This window comes from Streptacidiphilus alkalitolerans (assembly GCF_042511045.1).
Classification (GTDB): domain Bacteria; phylum Actinomycetota; class Actinomycetes; order Streptomycetales; family Streptomycetaceae; genus Streptacidiphilus; species Streptacidiphilus alkalitolerans.
On record NZ_JBHEZX010000019.1, the window covers coordinates 122,667 to 143,842 of the forward strand.

Here is a 21,176-nt window from a genome sequence, read left to right on the forward strand (position 1 = left end):
CACACTCATCGTTCCTTGGAGAGGGAGGTGGAGGTGAGTTCGGGGTCTTCTGATTGTCCGTCAGCGACAGTGTCGTCAGCGTCGGTGTGGTTTTCGTCCGCGTCGGAGGTGTCGTCGCGGTCGGCCGGTGCCACGTCCTGGAGTGCCAGCGCCACCTCCGCCAGCTCCTCCGCGATCCGCGAGGACTCGCTGCGGGCCAGCCCGGCCAGCTCGACGGTGGTCGTCCCGTCCGGGCCGGCCACCGCGCGCACCCAGATCCGGCGGCGCTGCACGAACAGCGAGCCGATCAGGCCGAGGATCGCCAGAGCGGCGCTGACCAGCGCCTCCGTCGTACCGGGGTTGCTGGAGACGGTGAAGTTCACCCACTGCTTGATACCGGTCATGGTGACGGTACCGCCGCTGGGCAGGTTGAAGTGCTGGCCGGGCTGCAGCAGCACCTTCAGCTGTTCCGCCTTGCCCTGGGTGTTCGTCACCATGTACGGCTTCATGTGCGTGGTGTCGAGCTCGTAGACGCTCTGCGGGTCGCCCGCGTTGTTGCCCAGGTCGCCGTAGTAGGCGGACAGGGCCAGCTCCGGGTTGAGCAGGTCGGGGAAGATCGAGTGCGGGCCCTGGGTGTTGAAGGTCGACTCGGCGGCCATCGTCGGCGCGAAGATCGCGGTGAGGCCGACCTGGGTCGACTTCCCGCTCGAGTCGACATAGCCGTCGCTGATCTTGAAGGCGCACATCGAGGTGATGTTGGAGTCCTGCGGCAGGCAGGCGGTCGGCCCGTTGAAGATGACCTCGCCCTTGGCGTTGGTCACCTGGAGCACCGGCGCGTAGCCGTGCGCCGTCAGGTAGACATTGCTGCCGCCGATCTCCAGCGGGTGGTTGACCTCGATGGTGCCCTTGGTCGGATTCTTGTCGCTCGCGCCGTTCCAGTAGGTGACGTTCGCGGCGAAGGTCCTGGCCGTGCCGACCTGGCTCCCGCTGGTCTGCCAGGTGGCCTTGAAGCTGTCCAGCCTGAAGTGGAAGGGCTTCAGGCTGTCGGCGGTGTAGAAGGCGCTCGGCTCGAAGTCGTCGTACTGGGTGACGTTGTTGCTGAAGGTGTCGCCCTCCACCACGATCACCGTGCCCATGCCGCCGGCCAGCTTGGTGAAGGCGAAGGCGATCAGCATCGCCACCAGCGAGATGTGGAACAGTAGGTTGCCGACCTCGCGCAGATAGCCCTTCTCCGAACTGACCGCGCTGCCCTGCGCGGCGACCCGGAACCGGCGGCGGCCGAGCAGCCGGCGGGACTCGGCCAGCACCGCGTCCGGGTCCGCGCTGCTGCGCCAGGTCGCGTACACCGGCAGCCTGCTGAGGTGGCGCGGGGCCGTCGGCGGCTTGGCCCGCAGCACGCCGACGAACTGCCAGGTGCGCGGGATGATGCAGCCGACCAGGGAGATGAACAGCAGCAGGTAGATCGCCGAGAACCAGAACGAGCTGTAGACACTGAACATGTCCAGCTTGTCGAACAGCGGCGCCCAGCCGGGGTGCGCCTTGTGCCAGGTCTGGACGTTGGCCGGGGACGCCGAGGTCTGCGGGATCAGCGAGCCGGGGACGGCCGCCAGCGACAGCAGGAACAGCAGCACCAGCGCGATCCGCATCGAGGTCAACTGGCGCCAGCCCCAGCGCAGCCAGCCGACGAAGCCGATGCCGACGACGGCAGCGGCGCCTGTGCCGTCGCCGGCCCCGGCCTGCGCGCCGTCCGCGTCCGTGCCGCCGGCGCGGGTGTGCGCGTCCGCGTTCAGGGCCTCGGCGGTCTCGTCCAACGGTGCGCTGCTGAGGCGCCCGGCTGCGGCGAGTTCCCGCTGCTCCTCGCGCTCGCTGAGGGCGTCGCCCTGCTCGGCGGTCTCCGGACGGGGGTCACTCATGATTCAGATTCCCAACGTGGTGCCGGTGGACCAGTACTGGAGCTGGTTCACCAGCTGGGCCCATGCCCCCGTGAGCAGCAGGACGCCGACCAGGACCAGCATCCCACCGCCGATCCGCATCACCAGCTGGTAGTGCTGCTTGACCCAGCCGAAGGCGCCGAGCGCCCGGCGGAAGGCGAAGGCCGCGAGCACGAAGGGAAGCCCCAGGCCGATGCAGTAGACGGCGGTGAGGAAGGCCCCGCGCCCGGCGCCGGACTGGGTGAAGGCGAGCGCCTGCACCGAGGCCAGGGTGGGGCCGATGCAGGGCGTCCAGCCGATGCCGAAGACGATGCCCAGCACCGGGGCGCCCAGCAGGCCGACCATCGGCTTGCGGTGGCTGCGCAGCTCGCGCTGGCTGAACCCGGGCAGGAAGCCCATGAAGGCCAGGCCCATGACGACCGTCAGGCCCCCGGAGACCTCCTGGATCAGCCGCTGGTGCACGGCCAGGGTGTGGCCGAAGTAGCCGAACAGTGCCCCGCCGGAGACGAACACGGCGCTGAAGCCGAAGACGAAGAGCAGCGCGCCCAGCAGCACCCGTCCGCGCTTGCGGCCCTCGGCGTTCGCCAGGTCCACGGCGGAGAAGCCGGTCACATAGGAGAGGTAGCCGGGGACGAGCGGCAGCACACAGGGTGAGAAGAACGACACCAGGCCGGCCGCCAGCGCCACCGGCACGGCGAGCACCAGCGCTCCCGACAGCACCGTCGTGTTCTCGGCGCCGATGCCCGCGTCGGCGAGCAGTCGCAGGGAGGTGGCGGCAGCGGCAGCGGTGCTCACGACTTCTCCGCCAGCACCGGGGCGAGGATCTTGGTGAGCTGGTCGCCGGTCAGCGCGGTGAGCGCGCGTACCGCCACCCGGCCCTGGCGGTCCAGGATGAGCGTGGTGGGGATGCTCTGCGGGTTGAGCGTCCCGGCCGGGAACTTCAGCAGCAGCTCACCGGAGGAGTCGTAGAGGCTCGGGTAGGTCAGCTTGTGGTCCCTGACGAAGTACTGCGCCTGGGTGATCTGCAGATCCCGGGAGTCGAGGCCGACGAACTGCACGCCCTTGGCCTGGGTGGCCTTGAAGACCGACTCGAAGTCGGCCGCCTCGGCCCGGCAGGGCGCGCACCAGGAGCCCCAGACGTTCAGGACCACGACCTTGCCCTTGTAGTCGGCGAGGCTGAGCTGCTTGCCGTCCAGGTCCTTGCCGGAGAGGTCGACCGCGGGCTTGCGGTCCTTGGCCGGCACGGTGCTGATCAGCCCGGTGCCCTGGATGAAGTTGGTGTTGGCGCTGTCGCTGGAGCCCCGCGAGGTGGAGCAGCCGGCCAGGACGAGGGCCGAGGCGGCGGCGAGCACGGTGACCAGGGTGCGGGCGGAGCGTCGGCCGGACCAGCGGCCGGCCGGACGGCCGGACGGGCGGTTCGACCGGCGGTCCGACGGACGGTCCGACGAGCGGTCGGACCGGCTGATGGACCGCTCGGCAGACCGGCGGGGACTCTGGCGCAGACGCATGTGAAGAGTTTCGCATGGGTGTTTTGAGGGGTTTCACCGACCCCGCGCCCGGGTCGCGGCAAGCGCTGTGACCTGCCGCGACACCGAACCCGACGGACCGTCAGGCGCCGTAGCTCCTGGTGACCGGGAAGTCGCCCTTCCGCCCCTTGCCGGTGAGATGGGCCGGCAGCAGGTCCCGGGCGGGCTCGCTGTAGCCGATCGAGACGATCTTGTCCCCGTGGTACGTGAAGCTGGTCAGGCTCGCCAGCGAGCACTGCCGCTTGCGCGGGTCGTGCGCCAGCCGCCGGTGCTCGACGAAGCTGCGGGTGATCCAGATCGGCAGCTGGTGGCTGACGCACACCGCCTCGTGCCCGCGGGCCGCGTCCCTGGCCGCGCCCAGCGCGCCCATCATCCGCACCACCTGCTCGATGTACGGCTCGCCCCAGGACGGGCGGAACGGGTTGGTCAGGTACTTCCAGTACGCGGGGTTGCGCAGCGAGCCGTCGCCCACCCCGAAGGTCTTGCCCTCGAAGATGTTCGCGGCCTCGATCAGCCGCTCGTCGGCGGCGGTCTCCAGGCCGAGCGCGGCGGAGATCGGCGCGGCGGTCTCCTGGGCCCGGTCCAGCGGGGAGGCCACGACGTGAGTGATGTCACGGCCGCCGAGGTGGTCGGCCACCCGGTCGGCCATCTTCCGGCCCAGCTCGGAGAGGTGGTAGTCGGGCAGCCGCCCGTAGAGCACGCCCTTCGGGTTGTGCACCTCGCCGTGCCGCATGAGGTGGACGACGGTGGTCTCAGGACTGCTCACCTGTGCTGCTCCTCTTCGTAACCGATGGTCGGAGATGGTCGGAAGCCCCTGCGCGTGACCGCTCGGACGGACGTGCTGCCAGTATCGCCCAGCCCCGTTTCCCGGGACCGGGCGACACCTCCCCGTTCGCGGCCGGCTACGCCGTTGCCTCCGCCGCGGCGCGGGCCGCCGCCGGCAGCGCGTCGGCGATCCGCTCGATCGCACGCGCGTCGTGCGCCGCCGAGACGAACCAGGACTCGAACGCCGACGGCGGCAGGTAGACCCCGGCGGCCAGCATCGTCTGGAAGAAGGCGGTGAAGCGGAACGACTCCTGCCGGCGCGCCTGGTCGTAGTTCGTCACCTCGTCGGCGGTGAAGAACACCGAGAACATGTTTCCGGCCCGCTGCACCCGGTGCGCCACCCCCTCCTTGGCGAGCGCCGCGCCGACCAGCCCGGACACCTCGTCGGCGACCCGGTCCACGGTCGTGTACACCTCGTCGGTGCAGCCGCGCAGCTGGGCCAGGCCGGCCGCCGTCGCGATCGGGTTCCCGGAGAGCGTGCCGGCCTGGTAGACCGGTCCTGCGGGGGCCAGGTTCGCCATGACGTCCGCACGTCCGCCGAAGGCAGCGGCCGGGAAGCCGCCGCCCATGACCTTGCCGAAGGTCAGCAGGTCGGGGGCCCAGCCCTCGACCGCGGCCTCAAGGCCGTACCAACCCGCCCTGGACACACGGAAGCCGGTCATCACCTCGTCGGAGATGAACAGCGCGCCGTTGTCGCGGCAGAGCCGGGCCAGACCGCCGTTGAAGCCGGGGAGCGGCGGGACCACGCCCATGTTGCCGGGCGACGCCTCGGTGATCACGCAGGCGATCTCGCCGGGGTGGGCGGCGAAGGCGGCCCGGACGGCGTCCAGGTCGTTGTAGGGAAGCACGATGGTGTCGGCCGCGGTCGCACCGGTGACACCAGGGGTGTCGGGGAGGGCGAAGGTGGCAAGGCCGGAACCGGCGGCGGCGAGGAGTGCGTCCACATGTCCGTGGTAGCAGCCCGCGAACTTCACGATCTTGGCGCGCCCGGTGAAGCCGCGGGCGAGCCGGATCGCCGACATGGTCGCCTCGGTGCCCGAGGAGACCAGGCGAACCTGCTCAACTGGAGTGACCCTGCTCACAATTTCCTCGGCCAGCTCCACCTCCCCGAGACCGGGAGTCCCGAAGGAGGTGCCCCGTACGACCGCCGCCTGCACGGCGTCGATCACGTCGGGGTGGGCATGGCCGAGGATCATCGGACCCCAGGAGCAGACCAGGTCGACGTACTCGCGGCCGTCCGCGTCGGTCAGGTACGGGCCCCGGCCGGACACCATGAAGCGCGGGGTGCCGCCGACCGCCCGGAAGGCCCGGACCGGCGAGTTGACACCGCCGGGGGTCACCACGGAGGCGCGCTCGAACAACGACTGGGACTCGGGGGCTTCATATGGATACGGCACTGTGCTCCTGACCTGCAAAAACGTAGGGAGTGAAAGCTCGGCGGACGATTGGCCAGTGACAACGGGCGCTACGTCAACTACGTTGTGTCCACGTCAAGCCACTGCGGTGGCGCTGACGCTTCGTACGGAGAGCTGACAGTGCACATGGTCTCAAACCACCATCTTCAAACGCCATCTTCACCAAACCGCAGCCTGTCCTTCGGCATGTCCCACCCAATCATCTGGGACGATGATCGGGCCGCAGTGCTCAGCCGGCCGCCGAAGGGACTCGGTGGACGGCGTTTCGCGTGGGATCAAACGGCCGCGCACCTTTTGCCTGTTGGCAAATCGATGACTGCCAGTAAGGATGGTCGTGGTGTCCGAGGCGCGCGAAGGGTCCGAGGGTGCGGCAAGGGCTTCGCGTAGGCGTGGCGGCAGTGGACGTGGCAGTGGCGGCAGTGGCAGTGGCAGTGGTGGAAACAGGGGCGGTGGCGGCGTGGGGGTGACCTACAAGTACTTCGGCGCTCCCGACCGAGCCACCGCGGCCCGGGTACCCACCGCCCTCGGCCGCGACGGCCTCGGCCTGGACGCGGGCGAGCTCGGCACGCTCGGCCGGCTCGGCGAGCTGTTCGGCCAGGACGGCCGCGAGGGCTCCGAGGAGACCTTCAGCGGCGGGCTCTCCACCAAGATCAAGCCCGAGACGATGAGCGCGATGGTGCTCACCGGCATCCAGGGCATCCCGCTCTCCGCGGTCCCCCCGCTGGAGCTGATCGTGCTCCACCCCGACTACGCGGTCTTCCAACTCCCGCACACCGTCGTCGAACCCCTCCGCAAAGCCGACGAGGCCGAGCTCGGCACCGCCGCCTTCATCTGGTCCACCGTCCCCGACCGCCGCGGCCCCCGCGACGCCTTCGTCATCTACCAGATGCTCCACGAGTGGCAGGACTTCGCCAACCGACTGCACGACGCGGGACACCAGCTCTACTGCCTGATGTGGCCCTGAGCTGCGGGTTCCCTGCCGGGCGATGATCGTCAGCCGGTCGCCCGGCAGGCCTTGCGTGCACATGCCGGAGCCTTTCCCTCAGCCTGGCCCACCGGAGCGGAGCGCAGGTCCGCTCCCTCACCGGCGGAGAGTGCGGAGCAGGAGCTGCCCTCCTCCCCTGGACAGGAGGGCAGGGCACTAAATGAGGTTGCCCGGGTCGCCGACCCAAGCGGACTGGCCGTCGGCGGTGACGGTCAGGCCGAACTGCTTGAGCCTTGGTGATCCCATGTGCTGCCACCATTCGAAGGCGGCCCGTACCTCGTCCCAGAGTTGCCGGGGGCCCGCTTGCACGGCCCACGGCGTCGCCCCGGGGGCGTACTCCGCGCGGGCCCACGAGCCCGCGCCGTCGGAGAGCCACAGCGTGCACTCCTGCGCCTGGTCGCCCTCGCCCCATCCGACTGAGTACCGGCATCCCGGCACCCGCAGGCCGATCGCGAACAGTCGGTCGGAGTCCGCGAAGACCTCGCGCGGATCCATGTCCAGGTCGGTGACCGCCCCGTCCTCGCCGTAGATACGCGGCCGGGGGGTCTGCGCCCGCATCCACATGAATGAGGCGGTGTCCACGACCGGGCCCACCGCGACCCGGCCGTCGGACTCCAAGCGCAGCAGGGCGTTGTTGGACATGCCGTTGCCCCACGGGGTGACGATCACACCGTCCGTCTGCTGCACCCACACGAACGGCACATCACGGACCGCGAAAGTCGCCAGTGTGCGCTGGAACGGCGCGCCCTGCGGGTACCCGGCGGCGGCGTCGCCGACGACACTGAGCGGATGCAGGCGAGCCGCCTTGAGCAGATCGTCCGCTTGCCGGGCGACGTCCTGGTCGACCTCGACGGTGACGACGTTGTCGCTGCCCAGGTACTGGGCGAGCAGGCCGGCCGTCCAGCCGGTGCCCGTGCCCAGGTTCAGTGCTCGTTGGCCCGGGATGACGTCCAGGTGATTGAACATCTCGGCGACCACCAGCGGCATCGAGCTGGACGACGTCGGGGCGCCGTCCGGTGAGAGCTGGGTGACCAGCGGCGTGTCCGCGTCGACCAGGTTGGCCCAGCGCTCCGGATCCTCCCGGCGATCGGTGCGCTCGAAGCCCTCTACCTCGTCGCCCACCCAGACGGTGTCCGGGACGAACAGGCGCCGTGGCACCTTCCCGAATACCGACACCCACTCATGGCTCAGTTCCCGGCGCTGCTCCATGGCGAGGATCGTGTCAAAGTAGTCGTCGTTCACTGCTACTTCTTCCCCGGCAGGTTCGGCGGCTTCTCACGGTGCCCGTCCTGCGGGGCCGTGTCCGGTTTCCCGGAGTGGCCGCCGCCCTTGCCCTTGTCGCCGCCCTTGTTGTCGTCGCCCATGGCGTACTCCTTCCTCGTGGACCAGGTGGTGAAGCGAGAGGTGGTGGCAGCCCCCGCCGCGGGGAGCGGTGTCCGGGGGCTGCCGTTCTTGCTACCGCCCGAGGAAATCGGGCGGGGCCTGTGGGGCGGGGAGCTGACCGTGGACCTCAGCCCGCTCGTCCAACTCCCCCGAACCCAAGGGCTACTCTCAGTTTCAGGCTGTGCGCGCCTGGTCCTCGAAACGCTACGCGCGCGACGGTGCCCGCTGGACTGACTACGGGTACGAGTAACGGCATTGGTGACGGCCTCGGGGAGAAGGACATGCCAGTTCAGGTGCCGAAGGATTCCGCCTCATCACTGACCTCCAGTCAGGCACGTGCCCGAGAGGGCGTTGTATCCGGACATCTGCTCAAGGTCACCCGCGAACGCACCGGGCGTACGCAAGTACAACTCGCCGAAGACCTCCGTATGGACGCGACCAGCGTCCAGGGCTGGGAATCAGGGCGCCGGCCGCTGACCGCAACGCAGACCGGCAAGCTCCGCGAGGTCCGCCGAACACTGCTGCGCCTCGGCGCAGACCCCACCCTCTTAGTGCTCCTGGACGACGCCCTCGACGCCGACGCCGTGCTCTCCCACACACTGGCCGGTCCCCCCGCCGCCGACATACGTGGCCACCCACTCTTCAGCTGGGTCATCACCCGCGACACCACTCACATGCTTGCCTGGGCGCTCAATGGCATCACCCCGGCGGCCATCCCGAACGCTTCAACACCAACCCGCCGCCGGGGTCCGGTCGCCGACTCGCCACTGCTCGGCTCCCCCGAACGCCGCACCTTCTTCGCGCACATGCGCCGCGCTGCTGAGCTGGCGCACCATGCCGGAGAACAGGGCGCACTGCTGCGCAGGCAGGCCCTGTATCTGTGCTCCTACGACGACGCGCCCGACACCGGGGCATGGTTGGCCGAGATGCGGCGGCAACTCCCGCCACCGAGACGTGGCCGCTGGAGCCCGTACTGGGCGGACCAACGCTCCGTCGCTGCCTCCCTCACCCGTCACGGCGATACAGACGCCATCAACGCATTCATCGCCGAAGGCATGGGCGATCTCGGTGAGCAGGCCAACCTGAACTACTGGGCGTACTGGCTCTCCCTGGACCGCGTCCCGCAGGCTGATGACACATTCATGATCACCCGCCCGGCTGGCTCCTGGGACGGCCTGGCACTTCTGCGTCGCCTGACCAACCGTCTCGCGCCCAGCTTGGGCTGCATCGACCTCAACGTGCACTCGGTATGGGCACTGCTCACTGCCCGGCAGGGACTGCTCGCGGCCGACCCGCGCCTGAACAACGAACTGAACCAGCGCGTCGGCGTCCTTCTCGACAGCGACGTCGTCTCCCGACAATCACGTGCTGAGCTCGAATCAGTCCACTACGGTCTGAAACTGCACGGCATGTGATCTCTGGAAAGGACACGGCATGACCGACCAGCACAGCCCTGAGGACACCGGAACTGCAGGCTTCTTGCTGGAGATGGGCATGCTCAAGCGCGCCAAGCGCAGCGGCTGGTGGATCGCGGGGGTCAAGGACCCCGAGACCATCGCGGAACACTCCTGGCGCACAGCCATCATCGGCTCAGTGCTCGCGCTCATGGAGGGCGCCGACCCGGCGAAGGTAGCCCTGCTGTGCACCTTCCACGACACCCAGGAGACCCGCGTCGGCGACATCCCCTGGATCGGTCGCCGCTACCTCACCGCTGCGACCAACGAGGCCATCTCCGCCGACCAGGTAGCCGACGCGCACCCGGCCGTCGCGGACGGGCTCAAAGCCCTGATCGACGAGTACGAAAACGGCGACAGCCTAGAAGTCCTGATCGCCCACGACGCAGACAAACTGGAATGTACGATCCAAGGAATCGAATACCTTCAGCAGGGCTACCCGGCCGCTCAAGAGTGGGTGGACTCCACGAAAGCGAAGCTCAAGACCACCGCCGCACAGAATCTCGCCGAGGCGGCACTGAACATGCCGATCGCTGAATGGCAGCGCACCTACCTCCGCTAGCCAGTCAGCCTGCGCCGGCCCTCACGCCGCCCCCTCCGCGTCAGGCGGGCCTGCCCCATGGCGTCTGGATGCACCTCCCGACCTCGCCCCTTGGCAGACCGTTCGACCGGACTTCCAAATCAATCACGGCATTTCGGGCGTCATCGGATTTTCTCGGCCATTCCTTCGGTGTGCGCAGCGAAGACCTCGAAGGCACTGGGTCGATTCATAGAGCGAGAATGTCACTCCAAGCCCACACCTCGGACCGTAGCGAAGGATGGCCGTCATGACGGGCGCGAGAAGTTCGCTGACCGAACTCCTGGAGCGCGCTGGATTGCAGGTGGTCGGACGCGGAGGGGTTGCCGAAGCGAGGCCCACAGCGGCTGCCTGGCGGCCCGTGATCGCGGGGAGCACCGAGCCCACGCTCGCGGTGCCGGACAACCATCCCGACCTGGTCGCCGAGTTGAACCGGCAGTGGCACCGACTCGCTGTCGAGCACGATGTGATCAACATGGACGGGGAGTTCCTGATCAGCGTTGCCAACCAGGGCAACTGCTGTTGCGAACACGGGCACTGGACCAGGGTCCGGCTGGCAGAGCACTGGGATCTGGCCGGCCTGCTCGGTCCGAAGCCGGGACAACCGGAATGCGTGGCCATGTCCCTGGACGGGGAGAGCGTCCTTGGGACCACCACCGAGGAGTACGCGGTGTGGTTCGTCGCCGTCGCCCCGTTCACCGACTGGTTGGAGGCCTCGGCGCAGGCACGGGCTGCGGAGAGCACGGAGGAGCGCGCAGCCGACTGGCGTACCGTCATGCGCTGGAAGACCGCCTCGGCAGGGCTGCGCAGCGCTTGGCGCAACGGGCTGGCCAGGAACCCGGCTGCCCCCTCGTCCGTGCTGCTCCGTCTTTTCGACGTCGCTCCCGAGGAGCGGCTTCCGTCCTGGCTGATCCACCGGGAACTCCCGGAGGAGGTGGTCGGGGCCTGGGTCGCACACCCCGAGTGGCGAGTACGCAAGGGGCTGGCGGAGCGATGGGCGCTCAACGCCGAACAGCGCGCCGCGCTCTTCCGCGATCCCTCGCCCAATCATCGGTGGATTTTCCTGACCTGCGCCGTGGAGGGCCGATCAGCGCTCACCGACGCGACGTACGCCCAGCTCGCCGCCGATCCCAGTCCGCGGGTGCGCGCCGAGCTGGCCCTGCATCCCGACCTGCCGGTGCGGCATCTCGTCACGCTCGCCGTCGACCCGGACGCCAAGGTGCGCAGGGCGGCCGTCCCACGGGCCTGGGCCCAGCTGACCCCCTCCACCCAGGCTGCCCTCCTCGCGGACCCCGACACCGACGTGCGAGCCGAAGCCGTCCTGCGGCACCACTGCTCCGCACCTCTGTCGGCGGCAGACTTCGCTGCGCTCCCTGACGACAGACACCGCGAACGCGCGGCCCGTACCTGCGTGCTCACCCGTGAACTGGCCGAGGACCTGGTCCGCGGCACCGAGACCGCACTGCGCGGCGCCACCGCGCAGAACACAAACCTGGACACCGACCTGGTGGCCCTGCTGGGCCAGGATGCCGAGCCAAACGTGCGCTGGCTGGTCTCTGTCCGTCCGGACCTCACCGAGGCGGAACGCTCCCGCACAGCCGTCGAGTTCGACCCCCGCGCCCGCTGCAACCCACTCCCGTGGGTCCGGGAACTGGAGGACGACGAGGAGGCCATGCGCCGCTGCGCCGCCTCCGCGCACGTGATGCTGCGCCGCAGCGCCGCGTGTGCGAAGAACCTGCCACCCGATGTCGTCGACCGGCTGGCGCACGACGAGGACTGGGTCGTCCGGCTGTTCCTGGCCGAGCACTGTGACCAGGCGCCGGCCGACGTGCTGCTGGAGATGCTGCAGAGCTGGAACGGCTACTCGGCCGCACGGATGATCGAGCACCCCAACTTCCCCCGGCAGGGTGCGCTGCGCTACGCGGACGATCCCAATCCCTGCCTGCGCCGACTCGCCCTCCTTGACCCGGAGTCAACCGTCGAGCTGGTGGAACGGTTCAGTCGGGACCCGGACTCAGGTGTCCGCTGGAGCGCCCTGCGCGATCCACGCCTGTCCCCGGCATCCGTGATCCGCTTGCTCGACGACCCCGGCCACGGCATACGGGACGAAGCAGCCGCCGACCCACGCCTGCCCACCCGCGTCCTGACCGCCGTGCTCCGCGACCCGGCGACCGCAGTCGGCGCCGCAGCCAATCCCGCTGTCTCCGAAACCGTCATGCATCACCTCCTGGACCTCCTGGACAGGGCACAGGTGGCTGGGTGAGCGAGACTTCCGGTATGGAGAGCTACGAGGGCAGTGCAGTACTGGAATGGTGGGCCAACCGCTCCACCTGCCTCGGCAGCTTCGGCATTCAGATCAGGCTGAAGTCAGGGAGTACTTGAACCCTGACTCGGCATCTACTGATTCCCCTGCGCTACCTCGCCGCTCCGGTCGGCAGGTCACTTGGACGCCCCCCGGGGGGCGAGGCAGCCTCCCGGCGGCGGCTCGTTGGTCTGCGGCGACTAGCGACTAGCTTTGTCGCCGGGGGGAGTTGTCCGGGCGAGACCTTGAACGGAGCCATCCGGTGACGGCGAACGACATCAGGCTGCACATCGACCGTGACAGGGTCCATGCGGGGGACGAGGAGTACCCGCCGTTCCACATGATCCGTGAGACGCGGGTCATGCGTGGGGACGTCACTGTCGGCGAGGTCGTCGACGCCATCGTCACCCGCGGCCCCGACCGCTACAGCCTGGCCTCCGTGGCGGGAAGGGTGACCTGGGCGCTGTACGGCGGCTCGGGCGTCGAGAAGCCCTACGGAGGCATGCCGGACAATGCCGTCGCACTCGCTGTCATCGACCGGCGGCCACGCCAGTACGGGGAGGCGAGGCTCCTGGTCGCTCCGGACCTCTCGCTGGCCGATCTGGCGGATACGGACGGGAACGCGGCGTTCTACTTCCACTACCTCTGCGACGCCGACCCGCAGGAGACGTGGCAGCGCCTGCACGCGGGGGCGGATTCCTGACCCGGGAGCTCAGACCCAGTCCCGCACGCGAGCCCGGGTGTCGGCGGCGGCGGGCTCGGCGGCGGCGGGCTCGGCGGCGGCCGCTCGGGCTCGGCGGCGGGTGGAGCGGGGGTCGCGCCAGGTGGCGATGACGCCGTAGAGCCAGGCGAAGCCGTGCACCGGTCCGGTGGTCGCGAAGCCGAACACCGGTGCGACGATGGCGACTTGGGCGTAGCCGCGGCAGATCGGGTACAGGACCCGCAGGTGCGCGGGGGCGTCGCCGTCCGGGTCTGCGGCGGCTCGGCGAGCGGTCGCGGGGAACATGCTGGCCGCGACGGTCACCGGGCCGATGGCGACGATGGCCGCCAGGACGTGGAGCGCGAGGACGAACCTGGCCATCGGGTCGGTACGCCTTCTCACGGGTTCGAGCGGTGCAGGGCGGAGCGTGACGGCGGTGCCCCTGAGCAGGGGCACCGCCGTCAACGAACCCTAAGAACCCGGAGCCCCTGACTCCCAGCGGCCGGATTGACAATGAGCAACGGATTCTCGCCGGCCCCGCGCGGACCGGGACCCTATGCCCCCGCCGGTGGCGACGCTGGCGACGGTCGTCAGAACATGCCGTTGCTGTTGGCCGCCTGCTTGGGGACGTCCTGGATCACGTCCCAGTGCTCGACGACCTTCCCGTTCTCCAGGCGGAAGTAGTCCGCCAGGGCCCGGCCGGGGTTGTCCGGGTTGCCGGGCTCCAGGTCCAGGTGGGAGTGGGTGACGACCAGGTCGCCCTCGGCGATGACCCGCTTGATGTGGAGCTGCACGTCCGGGTACTCGCCGCGCAGCCAGCCCACGAAGCCGATGAACGCCTCCGGGCCGTCCTGGGCGTCCGGGTTGTGCTGCACGTAGCGCGGGCCGAAGTGGTCGGCGACCGCCTTCTCGGGGTTGCCGCCGAACGCGGTCCGGTAGTAGTCGACGACGATCTGCTTGTTGCGCTCGAGGTCGGTCATGAGATCACCTTTCGGGAGGATCGGGGCTCCCGGGTGACTCGTACGGAGAAAGCAGCCGGGAACCCCACGGACAGGGGGTGTGCCCACGCGTCGTAGCGGCTGCCTGGGCAGGCAAAGCCGACGCTGCTCGTACTTTCTCTTGACGCCCCTCGAAAGCCCTCGAAAGCTCTCGAAAGCTGGGGCGTACGGCGGGATCTGCCACCATCGGGCGGTGATGTCCCGTCGCACCGTCCAGGCTACGAAGTGCCGGCCAGCGGGGCAACCGACCAAAGTCCCGAGTCACCCGGACGGGCCCCGGCCCGGGGCCGGCAGTCCAGCGGCCGCTGTGGCTGAAACCGCGGTGAAACCGGGTTGAATGCGGCCTGCCGCAGGCTCTGCCGCATGACGACAACGACAACGCCCAAGACATCGCACTCACTCGCCATCGCGGCCCGGGGACTGCGCAAGTCCTACGGGGACAAGACGGTCCTCGACGGTATCGACCTGGCGGTTCCGGCCGGCACGGTCTTCTCCCTGCTCGGCCCGAACGGGGCCGGCAAGACCACCGCGGTCAAGATCCTGTCCACCCTGATCAGCGCCGACGCCGGCGAGCTGCGGGTCGGCGGGTACGACCTGGCCGCCGACCCGCAGGCGGTGCGGGCCGCGATCGGGGTCACCGGGCAGTTCTCCGCCGTCGACGGCCTGATCACCGGCGAGGAGAACATGCTGCTCATGGCCGACCTGCACCACCTCTCCCGCAGCGAGGGCCGCCGCACCGCCGCCGAGCTGCTGGAGCGCTTCGACCTCACCGAGGCCGCGAAGAAGCCCGCCTCCACCTACTCCGGCGGTATGAAGCGCCGCCTGGACATCGCCATGACGCTGGTCGGCAGCCCGCGGATCATCTTCCTCGACGAACCCACCACCGGCCTGGACCCGCGCGCCCGGCACACCATGTGGCAGATCATCCGCGACCTGGTCACCGGCGGCGTCACCGTCTTCCTCACCACCCAGTACCTGGAGGAGGCCGATGAACTCGCCGACCGCATCGCGGTTCTGAGCAACGGCAGGATCGCCGCCGAGGGCACCGCCGAGGAGTTGAAGCGGCTCATCCCGGGCGGCCACGTCCGGCTCCGCTTCACCGACCCGGCCGCATACCAGGGCGCCGCCACCGCCCTGCGCGAGGCCACCGGGGACGACGAGGCGCTGACGCTGCAGATCCCCAGCGGCGGCAGCCAGCGCGAACTGCGCTCCATCCTCGACTGGTTGGACACGGCCGGCATCGAGGCGGACGAGCTGACCGTGCACACCCCCGACCTCGACGACGTGTTCTTCGCCCTCACCGGCGACACCGACACGACCAGCAGCACCGCCGGCACCGCAAACACCACCAACAACGCCAACGTCCCCACCCAGTCCAAGGAGAACGCCCGATGAGCACCCTGGCCCTCGCCGTCCGCGACTCGAACACCATGCTCCGCCGCAACCTGCTGCATGCGCGGCGCTACCCGTCCCTGACCCTGAACCTGCTGCTCACGCCGATCATGCTGCTGCTGCTCTTCGTCTACATCTTCGGCGACGTGATGAGCGCGGGCATCGGCGGCGGCCACGCGAGCCGCTCCGACTACATCGCCTACATCGTCCCCGGCATCCTGATGATGACCATCGGCGGCACCGTGATCGGCACCGCGGTCTCCGTGGCCACCGACATGAACGAGGGCATCATCGCCCGCTTCCGCACCATGGCGATCCACCGCGGCTCGGTGCTCGTCGGGCACGTCGTCGGCAGCGTGCTGCAGTGCGTCGCCAGCGTGGTCCTGGTCGGCGCCGTCGCCGTGGCCATCGGCTTCCGCTCCAAGGACGCCACACCCCTGGAGTGGCTGGCCGCCTTCGGACTGCTCGTCCTGTTCGCCCTGGCGCTCACCTGGATCGCGGTCGGGATGGGCATGGCCAGCCCGAACGCCGAGGCGGCCAGCAACAGCGCACAGCCGCTGATCCTGCTGCCGCTCATCTCCAGCGCCTTCATCCCGGCCGACACCATGCCCGGCTGGTTCCAGCCGATCGCCCAGTACCAGCCGTTCACCCCGGCCATCGAGACCCTGCGCGGCCTGCTGCTCGGCACCGGGATCGGCGACAACTGGTGGATCGCGGTCGTCTGGTGCGTCGGCCTGACCGCGCTCGGCTACCGCTGGTCGATGGCCTCGTTCAACCGCGACCCGAAGTAACCGGCATGACAGCGCGGGCTGCCTCCCGCAACTCGTCCCGCCCCAGGGCGGCGTACTCCGACACGGCGTCGGCGTACGCCGCCCTGTCGGCGTCCTCGGCCGCGCGACGGGCCCGGGCCTGCGACATCGTCGGCTGGAACTCCCGCAGCACCCGCAGCCGTTCGGCCAGCGCGATCATCCGCACGGCGCCGGGCCCGGCTTCGCCGGACGCGAGGGCTGCCAGGCCCAGAGCGTGCAGCATCGTCCCGAGCAGCGGGAGTTCCGCGGGCGACCGGGACGGGCCGGAGAGCAGCATCCGCAGCCGCTGCCGCAGCCGGGCGACCGGCTCAGCGACGAGTTCGAGCCGGCCGGCATGCGCGTGCGCCGTCACCATCGCCGACTGGATCTGCAGCGCCCAGGGGTCGAGCCGGGAGTCGTCGCTGTGGATGGAACCGGCCGCGAGCATCCGCTCCACCGCGCTGCGCCACAGGCCGAGCCCGACCTCGGTCAGTCCGCGGGCCAGCGCGATCTCGGCCCGCCCGCAGAGGTCGGGACGGTAGAAGTCGCCGTCCTGCTGCGGGGCCTTGTCGCTCTCCGCCTGCCGCAGCCAGTACTCGGCCTCGTCGGGTTGGCCGCGCTGCAGGCAGGCGAGGACGAGGAGGGTGCGGATGCCGATGTAGTCGTGCCCGTCGCCGAGCCCGGGCAGCACCGTGAGCGAGACCTTGAGGTGCTCGTACGCCTCCTCACCCTGGCCCGTACGCAGGCACAGCTCGCTCAGCCGGGAGTGTGCCATCAGCTGCACGGACGGGTTGTCGACCGGTGCCAGCCCGGCGACCATCCGCCGGGCCGAGGCCAGTGCGCGGTCGATGTCGTGCTCGAACTCCCATACGTAGCAAGCGATGCACTCGGCGAGGCCGGCCACCAGCGGCTGCTCGCTGGCGCACAACCCCCGCAGCACGTCGTAGTCGGGCGGCAGCATCCCGGGGACCGCGCTCAGCACCGCCGCGAGCGCGCGCAGCAGGGTGTCCGGCGGGGCCGGCGGCAGCCGCCGGAGGGTGACGAGTTGCCGTACGGCGCGCGGGCCGGGGCCCATGAACACCGTCGTCATGCCCAACACCGCTGCGGCGCGGGCGACTTCGACGTACTCCGGTGCGGGGTGGTAGTGCGAGAGCGGCGGCGCGGTGTCCGCGGCCAGGGCGGCGAGGCGGGGGTAGTTGGACTCGGTGGACCACAGGGCGGCGAGGACCGCCGTGACCGCGGCGGTGGCCGGGCCGTCGGTCCGGGCCATGGCGTACCGCAGGGCCTGCACCAGGTTGTCCTGCTCCGCCCTGATCCGTTCCCAGGCCGTCCCCCGTTCCGGGCCGAAGAGCACGTCGTGGTATGCGACCCCGAAGTCCCGTGCCCAGGCGAGGAACCGGCCCACGGCCTCATGTTCTCCACCTGCCGCGGCCGCCCCACCCGCCGCAGCCACCCCGTCCGCACCCGCCTCCGCGCGCCGGGCCGCGCTGAACTCCCGTACGGTCTCCAGCATCCGGAACCGTACGCCGACCGGGGTGTCGGCGACGGTGAGCAGCGACTGGTCGGCCAACTGCTCCAGCAGGAGCAGCGCGTCCCCGCCGAGCACCTGCTCCGCGGCTTCGCCGGAGAAGCCGCCGGGGAAGACGGACAGGGTGCGCAGCGCCGCCCTGGCGTCCTCGGCGAGCAGGTTCCAGCTCCACTCCACCACCGCGTGCAGCGTGCGGTGGCGTTCCGGCGCGTCCCGCGCCCCACCGCGCAGCAGTGCGAACCGGTCGCCGAGGCGGCGGGCGATCTCCGGCACCGAGAGCACCCGGACCCGCGCCGCGGCCAACTCGACGGCGAGCGGCAGCCCGTCGAGGTGGCGGCACAGCTCGGCCAGCGCGTCCGAGGGCAGTTCCACGCCGGGGCGGGCGGCCCGGGCCCGCTGGGTGAACAGCTCGACCGAGGTGCTGAGGCCGAGTTCCGGCAGCGTGTACACCGCCTCCGAGGTGAGCCCGAGCGGGGCCCGGCTGGTGGCGAGCACCCGCAGCTCCTTCGAGGACGAGACCAGGGCCCGCACCAGGTCGGCGGCGCCCCGGACGACCTGCTCGCAGTTGTCCAGCACCAGCAGCGCGGACCCGGCGCCGAGCGCGCCGAGGATGCCGGCCACCGGGTCGGCCGGGACGTGGCCGCCCACGGCGCCGGACCGCCCCTCGCCCGCGCCGAGCACGGAGGCCACCTCCGCGGCCACGTCCTGGTCCGCGGTGACGCCGGCCAGCGGCACGAAGTACACCACGCGCTGCTCGGCCCGGCGGCTGACGGCGTGCGCCAGCCGGGTCTTGCCGAGGCCGCCGGGGCCGACGACGGTGACGGTGCGGGAGGCGCACAGCAGTTGCTCCACCGCCGCGATGTCCTCGTCCCGGCCGAGCAGCGGGTTCGGCTCGTGCGGCACGCCGTGCCTGGCCACCGGCGCCTCGCCGCGCAGCAGTTCCTGCTGTACGGCCTTGAGCCCGGCGCCGGGATCCGTGCCGAGCCCGTCGCGCAGTTCACGGCGGTACGCCTCGTACCGGGTCAGCGCGGCGGACGGGCCCGCCGTCGCCGCCTCGCCGCGCAGCAGTGCGGCGAGCACCTCCTCGTCCTGCGGACGCTCCGCGGCGGCGGCGGCCAGCGGCCCGGCCGCCTCCGTGTGCCGTCCGAGCCGGGCGAGCGCGAGCGCCCGCGCGCGTGCCAGCGCGGCACGGACGGGGGCGCGCTCGCCGCGCAAGGCGGCCACCGGGTCGCCCGCGTCGTAGTCGTGGCCGCCGCCGGCCACGTCCGGGGTGCCCTCCCACAGTGCGAGGCCGGCCTCGGCCTCGGCCAGCGAGCCCGCGTGGTCCCCGGCCCTGGCCCGGTCCGCGCTCGCGGCGGCGTGCAGCAGCAGGGCGGAGCTGTCGACCTGCTCCTCGGCGAGGGCGAGCCGGTATCCGGTCGGCGTGCTGGCGATGACCTCGGCGCCCAACTGGGCCCGGGCCCTGGACACCAGGACCTGCAGCGCCTTGCCGGGCCGCTCCGGCAACTCGTCCGGCCACAGCCCCGCGACCAGCCGCTCGGTGCCGCAGCCCGCGCGCACATCGCCCGCGAGCAGCGCGAGGAGGCCGCGGAGCCGGGGCGCGGTGACTTCCTGTCCGCGGTAGGCGACACGAGGCAGCAGGGTCAGGTCGGTGGTCACCCGTGCAGACTAGCCAACGGGCGGACCGCCCAACCCATGGCCGGTACCGCCGTGAGCGCGGCGGTGGAGCAACTGCTGTGCGCCTCCCAGGGCCTCACCGCTGGGCCGCGATCTCCTGGAACCCGGTCCGGCCTGAGCGGGGGCCGGACCGGGTGGCCGGGGTGCGGGGTGGGGCGGTGGGGGTGGTCAGCGGTGGAGGGTCCCGTACAGGTACTCCGTGCCGGTGCCGAGGCCGTCGGAGTACGTCGCTGGTGCCGGGACGAGCCACTGGCCGTGGCCGGACGCGTGGGCGAGCGCCCGGGTGCCTCCGGTGACCGTGTAGGCGTACGAGGCGGTGGAGCTGGCGTTGCAGTAGAGGCCGTGTGCCGCCAGCCGCACGGTGCTTCCGCCGGCCGCGGTGAACGTCCCGTGCTTCTCGATCGGGCCGCAGCCGTCCGCGGCGAACCGGCTGTAGCCGATGTGCACCTCGAAGGTGCTGGTGACAGCGCCGATGCCAGGGAGGGTGCCGGTCACATGGTCGGTCAGACAGGCGTCGGCGGCGGGGGTGCCGGCCGGGCAGGCGTGGAAGTCGAACGATCCGTCCAGGCCCACCGACACCGGCGGCGCGGTGGGGGAGGCCTGGGCGGTGGCCGTGGTGGCCGTGGCCGCCACCCCCGCGAGGGCCAGTGCGATCATTACCGTGCGGCGGAAACTGAGCGGACCCAACAAGGCTGACCTCCGGTACGACGAGCTCTGCAACTACCGTGCACAGCTTTGGGCCAGGCCGGACGACCGTCCAATACCGGATACTTCCTGCCGGATAGGCAGGGCTTATGGGGAGGGAGGAAACGTGGACCTGCGCCTGCTGCGCTACTTCGTGGCCGTCGCCGAGGAGCGGAACTTCACCACCGCCGCCCGCCGGCTGCATGTCTCCCAACCCGCGCTCAGCCAGCAGATCAAACTGCTGGAGCGCGGGCTCGACGCCGAACTGCTCGACCGCTCGACCCAGCCGCTGCGCCTCACCCCGGCCGGGTCCGAGATGCTGGTCGGCGCCTACCGCCTGCTCCGCTGCGTGGAGGACGTCGACCGGACGGTACGGGCGACCACGAGCGGCCAGGCCGGGGTGCTGCGGATCGGGACCACCTGGGGCGGGCTCTACGACATGCTGCTCCCGGCGATGCGCGCCCTCCGCGCCGACCGGCCCGACATCCAGCTGCCAGTCACCCAGCTCGGGGGCCGGGACCAACTCGCGGCGCTGCGGCGGGACGAGATCGACGTCATGCTGCACCGGCACACCCACAAGGACTCGTTCGACGGCATCGAGCGGACGGTGCTGTTCGACGACCCGATGATCGCGATCCTGCCGCTGGGGCATCCGGCCGGACGGTCCGGACGGGTCCGCCTCGCCGATCTCGCGGACGAGCGCTTCGTGATGATCGGCCGTCAGGTCAAGCCCCTGGTCTTCGACCGCTGTGTCCAGCTGTGCCACCAGGCCGGGTTCGAACCTGACGTGGTGGCCGAGGTGCTCGAACCGATGGCGCTCGCCCTCGCCGTCGCCAGCGAGGGGGTGGTCTCGCTCTCGGGCGCGGGCATGGCGAACCGCTACCCGGGGCTGGACTACCTGCTGGTCGACCCGGTGGTGGGGATCGCCGAGGTCTCCGCGGTGTGGCTGCCGACCTGCCGCAACGCCCTGCTGGAGCCTTTCCTGGCCGCCCTCGACCCGTCGATGTACCTGTTCGACGACGCCCCCTGAAC

The 21,176-nt window shown here is 70.7% G+C and carries 18 protein-coding genes; 8 read left to right on the plus strand and 10 right to left on the minus strand.

The genetic code is table 11. The annotated features are described in order from the left end of the window. Nucleotides 1–5 precede the first annotated feature (5 nt). From resB to hemL, 5 genes are all read right to left on the minus strand, one after another. The gene (gene resB, locus ACEZDG_RS31925; protein WP_380516478.1) at nucleotides 6–1,892 is read right to left on the minus strand and encodes a cytochrome c biogenesis protein ResB; all 1,887 of its coding nucleotides are present in this window, start codon (nucleotides 1,890–1,892) and stop codon (nucleotides 6–8) included. 3 nt (nucleotides 1,893–1,895) lie between these two features. Then, complete coding sequence (locus ACEZDG_RS31930; protein ID WP_380516481.1) at nucleotides 1,896–2,705, minus strand: cytochrome c biogenesis CcdA family protein; 810 nt, start codon at nucleotides 2,703–2,705, stop codon at nucleotides 1,896–1,898. Then, nucleotides 2,702–3,418 carry a TlpA family protein disulfide reductase gene (locus ACEZDG_RS31935; protein ID WP_380516484.1) on the minus strand — a complete coding sequence of 239 codons (717 nt, stop codon included), beginning with the start codon at nucleotides 3,416–3,418 and terminating at the stop codon, nucleotides 2,702–2,704. Before ACEZDG_RS31935 ends, ACEZDG_RS31930 begins: the two co-directional genes overlap by 4 nt. Nucleotides 3,419–3,518: 100 nt before the next feature. Beyond that, nucleotides 3,519–4,169 carry a histidine phosphatase family protein gene (locus tag ACEZDG_RS31940; RefSeq protein WP_380516575.1) on the minus strand — a complete coding sequence of 217 codons (651 nt, stop codon included), beginning with the start codon at nucleotides 4,167–4,169 and terminating at the stop codon, nucleotides 3,519–3,521. Between the two features lie 169 nt (nucleotides 4,170–4,338). Then, complete coding sequence (hemL, locus tag ACEZDG_RS31945) at nucleotides 4,339–5,676, minus strand: glutamate-1-semialdehyde 2,1-aminomutase (RefSeq protein ID WP_380516486.1); 1,338 nt, start codon at nucleotides 5,674–5,676, stop codon at nucleotides 4,339–4,341. Nucleotides 5,677–6,139: 463 nt separating this feature from the next. Here hemL and ACEZDG_RS31950 point away from each other — a divergent pair, with 463 nt between their 5' ends. Next, nucleotides 6,140–6,640: a hypothetical protein gene (locus ACEZDG_RS31950; protein ID WP_380516577.1), complete on the plus strand. Its 501-nt coding sequence runs from the start codon at nucleotides 6,140–6,142 to the stop codon at nucleotides 6,638–6,640. 177 nt (nucleotides 6,641–6,817) lie between these two features. Here the strand turns inward: ACEZDG_RS31950 and ACEZDG_RS31955 are convergent, their stop codons facing one another. Continuing rightward, nucleotides 6,818–7,903, minus strand: coding sequence for a hypothetical protein (locus ACEZDG_RS31955; protein WP_380516489.1), 1,086 nt, complete (start codon nucleotides 7,901–7,903; stop codon nucleotides 6,818–6,820). Between the two features lie 422 nt (nucleotides 7,904–8,325). Here ACEZDG_RS31955 and ACEZDG_RS31960 point away from each other — a divergent pair, with 422 nt between their 5' ends. The 4 genes from ACEZDG_RS31960 (at nucleotide 8,326) to ACEZDG_RS31975 (ending at nucleotide 13,080) form a co-directional block, all read left to right on the plus strand. Beyond that, the gene (locus tag ACEZDG_RS31960; protein ID WP_380516492.1) at nucleotides 8,326–9,459 is read left to right on the plus strand and encodes a helix-turn-helix domain-containing protein; all 1,134 of its coding nucleotides are present in this window, start codon (nucleotides 8,326–8,328) and stop codon (nucleotides 9,457–9,459) included. A gap of 19 nt (nucleotides 9,460–9,478) precedes the next feature. Further along, complete coding sequence (locus ACEZDG_RS31965) at nucleotides 9,479–10,060, plus strand: HD domain-containing protein (RefSeq protein ID WP_380516494.1); 582 nt, start codon at nucleotides 9,479–9,481, stop codon at nucleotides 10,058–10,060. A 265-nt stretch (nucleotides 10,061–10,325) separates the two neighbouring features. Continuing rightward, complete coding sequence (locus ACEZDG_RS31970; protein ID WP_380516496.1) at nucleotides 10,326–12,338, plus strand: PE-PGRS family protein; 2,013 nt, start codon at nucleotides 10,326–10,328, stop codon at nucleotides 12,336–12,338. A gap of 301 nt (nucleotides 12,339–12,639) precedes the next feature. Next, nucleotides 12,640–13,080, plus strand: a complete 441-nt coding sequence (locus ACEZDG_RS31975) for a hypothetical protein (protein ID WP_380516499.1) — start codon at nucleotides 12,640–12,642, stop codon at nucleotides 13,078–13,080. Nucleotides 13,081–13,089: 9 nt separating this feature from the next. Here the strand turns inward: ACEZDG_RS31975 and ACEZDG_RS31980 are convergent, their stop codons facing one another. Beyond that, nucleotides 13,090–13,458 carry a hypothetical protein gene (locus ACEZDG_RS31980; RefSeq protein WP_380516501.1) on the minus strand — a complete coding sequence of 123 codons (369 nt, stop codon included), beginning with the start codon at nucleotides 13,456–13,458 and terminating at the stop codon, nucleotides 13,090–13,092. Between the two features lie 209 nt (nucleotides 13,459–13,667). Next, complete coding sequence (locus tag ACEZDG_RS31985; RefSeq protein ID WP_380516504.1) at nucleotides 13,668–14,057, minus strand: nuclear transport factor 2 family protein; 390 nt, start codon at nucleotides 14,055–14,057, stop codon at nucleotides 13,668–13,670. Nucleotides 14,058–14,438: 381 nt separating this feature from the next. Here ACEZDG_RS31985 and ACEZDG_RS31990 point away from each other — a divergent pair, with 381 nt between their 5' ends. Together ACEZDG_RS31990 and ACEZDG_RS31995 are read left to right on the plus strand one after the other, a co-directional pair. Next, on the plus strand, nucleotides 14,439–15,470 hold the full coding sequence (locus tag ACEZDG_RS31990; protein WP_380516507.1) for an ATP-binding cassette domain-containing protein: 1,032 nt from the start codon (nucleotides 14,439–14,441) through the stop codon (nucleotides 15,468–15,470). Continuing rightward, nucleotides 15,467–16,258: an ABC transporter permease gene (locus tag ACEZDG_RS31995; protein ID WP_380516510.1), complete on the plus strand. Its 792-nt coding sequence runs from the start codon at nucleotides 15,467–15,469 to the stop codon at nucleotides 16,256–16,258. The genes ACEZDG_RS31990 and ACEZDG_RS31995 overlap by 4 nt, the downstream gene beginning before the upstream one ends. Here the strand turns inward: ACEZDG_RS31995 and ACEZDG_RS32000 are convergent. After that, entirely contained in the window at nucleotides 16,239–19,442 is a 3,204-nt protein-coding gene (locus tag ACEZDG_RS32000) for an ATP-binding protein (protein WP_380516513.1), read from the minus strand. The genes ACEZDG_RS31995 and ACEZDG_RS32000 overlap by 20 nt on opposite strands. A gap of 186 nt (nucleotides 19,443–19,628) precedes the next feature. Then, on the minus strand, nucleotides 19,629–20,117 hold the full coding sequence (locus tag ACEZDG_RS32005; RefSeq protein ID WP_380516516.1) for a hypothetical protein: 489 nt from the start codon (nucleotides 20,115–20,117) through the stop codon (nucleotides 19,629–19,631). 154 nt (nucleotides 20,118–20,271) lie between these two features. Here ACEZDG_RS32005 and ACEZDG_RS32010 point away from each other — a divergent pair, with 154 nt between their 5' ends. Continuing rightward, the gene (locus tag ACEZDG_RS32010) at nucleotides 20,272–21,174 is read left to right on the plus strand and encodes a LysR family transcriptional regulator (protein ID WP_380516519.1); all 903 of its coding nucleotides are present in this window, start codon (nucleotides 20,272–20,274) and stop codon (nucleotides 21,172–21,174) included. Nucleotides 21,175–21,176 lie beyond the last annotated feature (2 nt).

What these genes read in the sequence shown, in the direction of transcription:
- resB (WP_380516478.1), bottom strand. Translation starts at nt 1,892, where the DNA reads ATGAGTGACCCCCGTCCGGAGACCGCCGAGCAGGGCGACGCCCTCAGC.
- ACEZDG_RS31935 (WP_380516484.1), bottom strand. Translation starts at nt 3,418, where the DNA reads ATGCGTCTGCGCCAGAGTCCCCGCCGGTCTGCCGAGCGGTCCATCAGC.
- ACEZDG_RS31940 (WP_380516575.1), bottom strand. Translation starts at nt 4,169, where the DNA reads ATGCGGCACGGCGAGGTGCACAACCCGAAGGGCGTGCTCTACGGGCGG.
- ACEZDG_RS31960 (WP_380516492.1), top strand. Translation starts at nt 8,326, where the DNA reads ATGCCAGTTCAGGTGCCGAAGGATTCCGCCTCATCACTGACCTCCAGT.
- ACEZDG_RS31965 (WP_380516494.1), top strand. Translation starts at nt 9,479, where the DNA reads ATGACCGACCAGCACAGCCCTGAGGACACCGGAACTGCAGGCTTCTTG.
- ACEZDG_RS31970 (WP_380516496.1), top strand. Translation starts at nt 10,326, where the DNA reads ATGACGGGCGCGAGAAGTTCGCTGACCGAACTCCTGGAGCGCGCTGGA.
- ACEZDG_RS31980 (WP_380516501.1), bottom strand. Translation starts at nt 13,458, where the DNA reads ATGGCCAGGTTCGTCCTCGCGCTCCACGTCCTGGCGGCCATCGTCGCC.
- ACEZDG_RS31985 (WP_380516504.1), bottom strand. Translation starts at nt 14,057, where the DNA reads ATGACCGACCTCGAGCGCAACAAGCAGATCGTCGTCGACTACTACCGG.
- ACEZDG_RS31990 (WP_380516507.1), top strand. Translation starts at nt 14,439, where the DNA reads ATGACGACAACGACAACGCCCAAGACATCGCACTCACTCGCCATCGCG.
- ACEZDG_RS31995 (WP_380516510.1), top strand. Translation starts at nt 15,467, where the DNA reads ATGAGCACCCTGGCCCTCGCCGTCCGCGACTCGAACACCATGCTCCGC.
- ACEZDG_RS32005 (WP_380516516.1), bottom strand. Translation starts at nt 20,117, where the DNA reads ATGATCGCACTGGCCCTCGCGGGGGTGGCGGCCACGGCCACCACGGCC.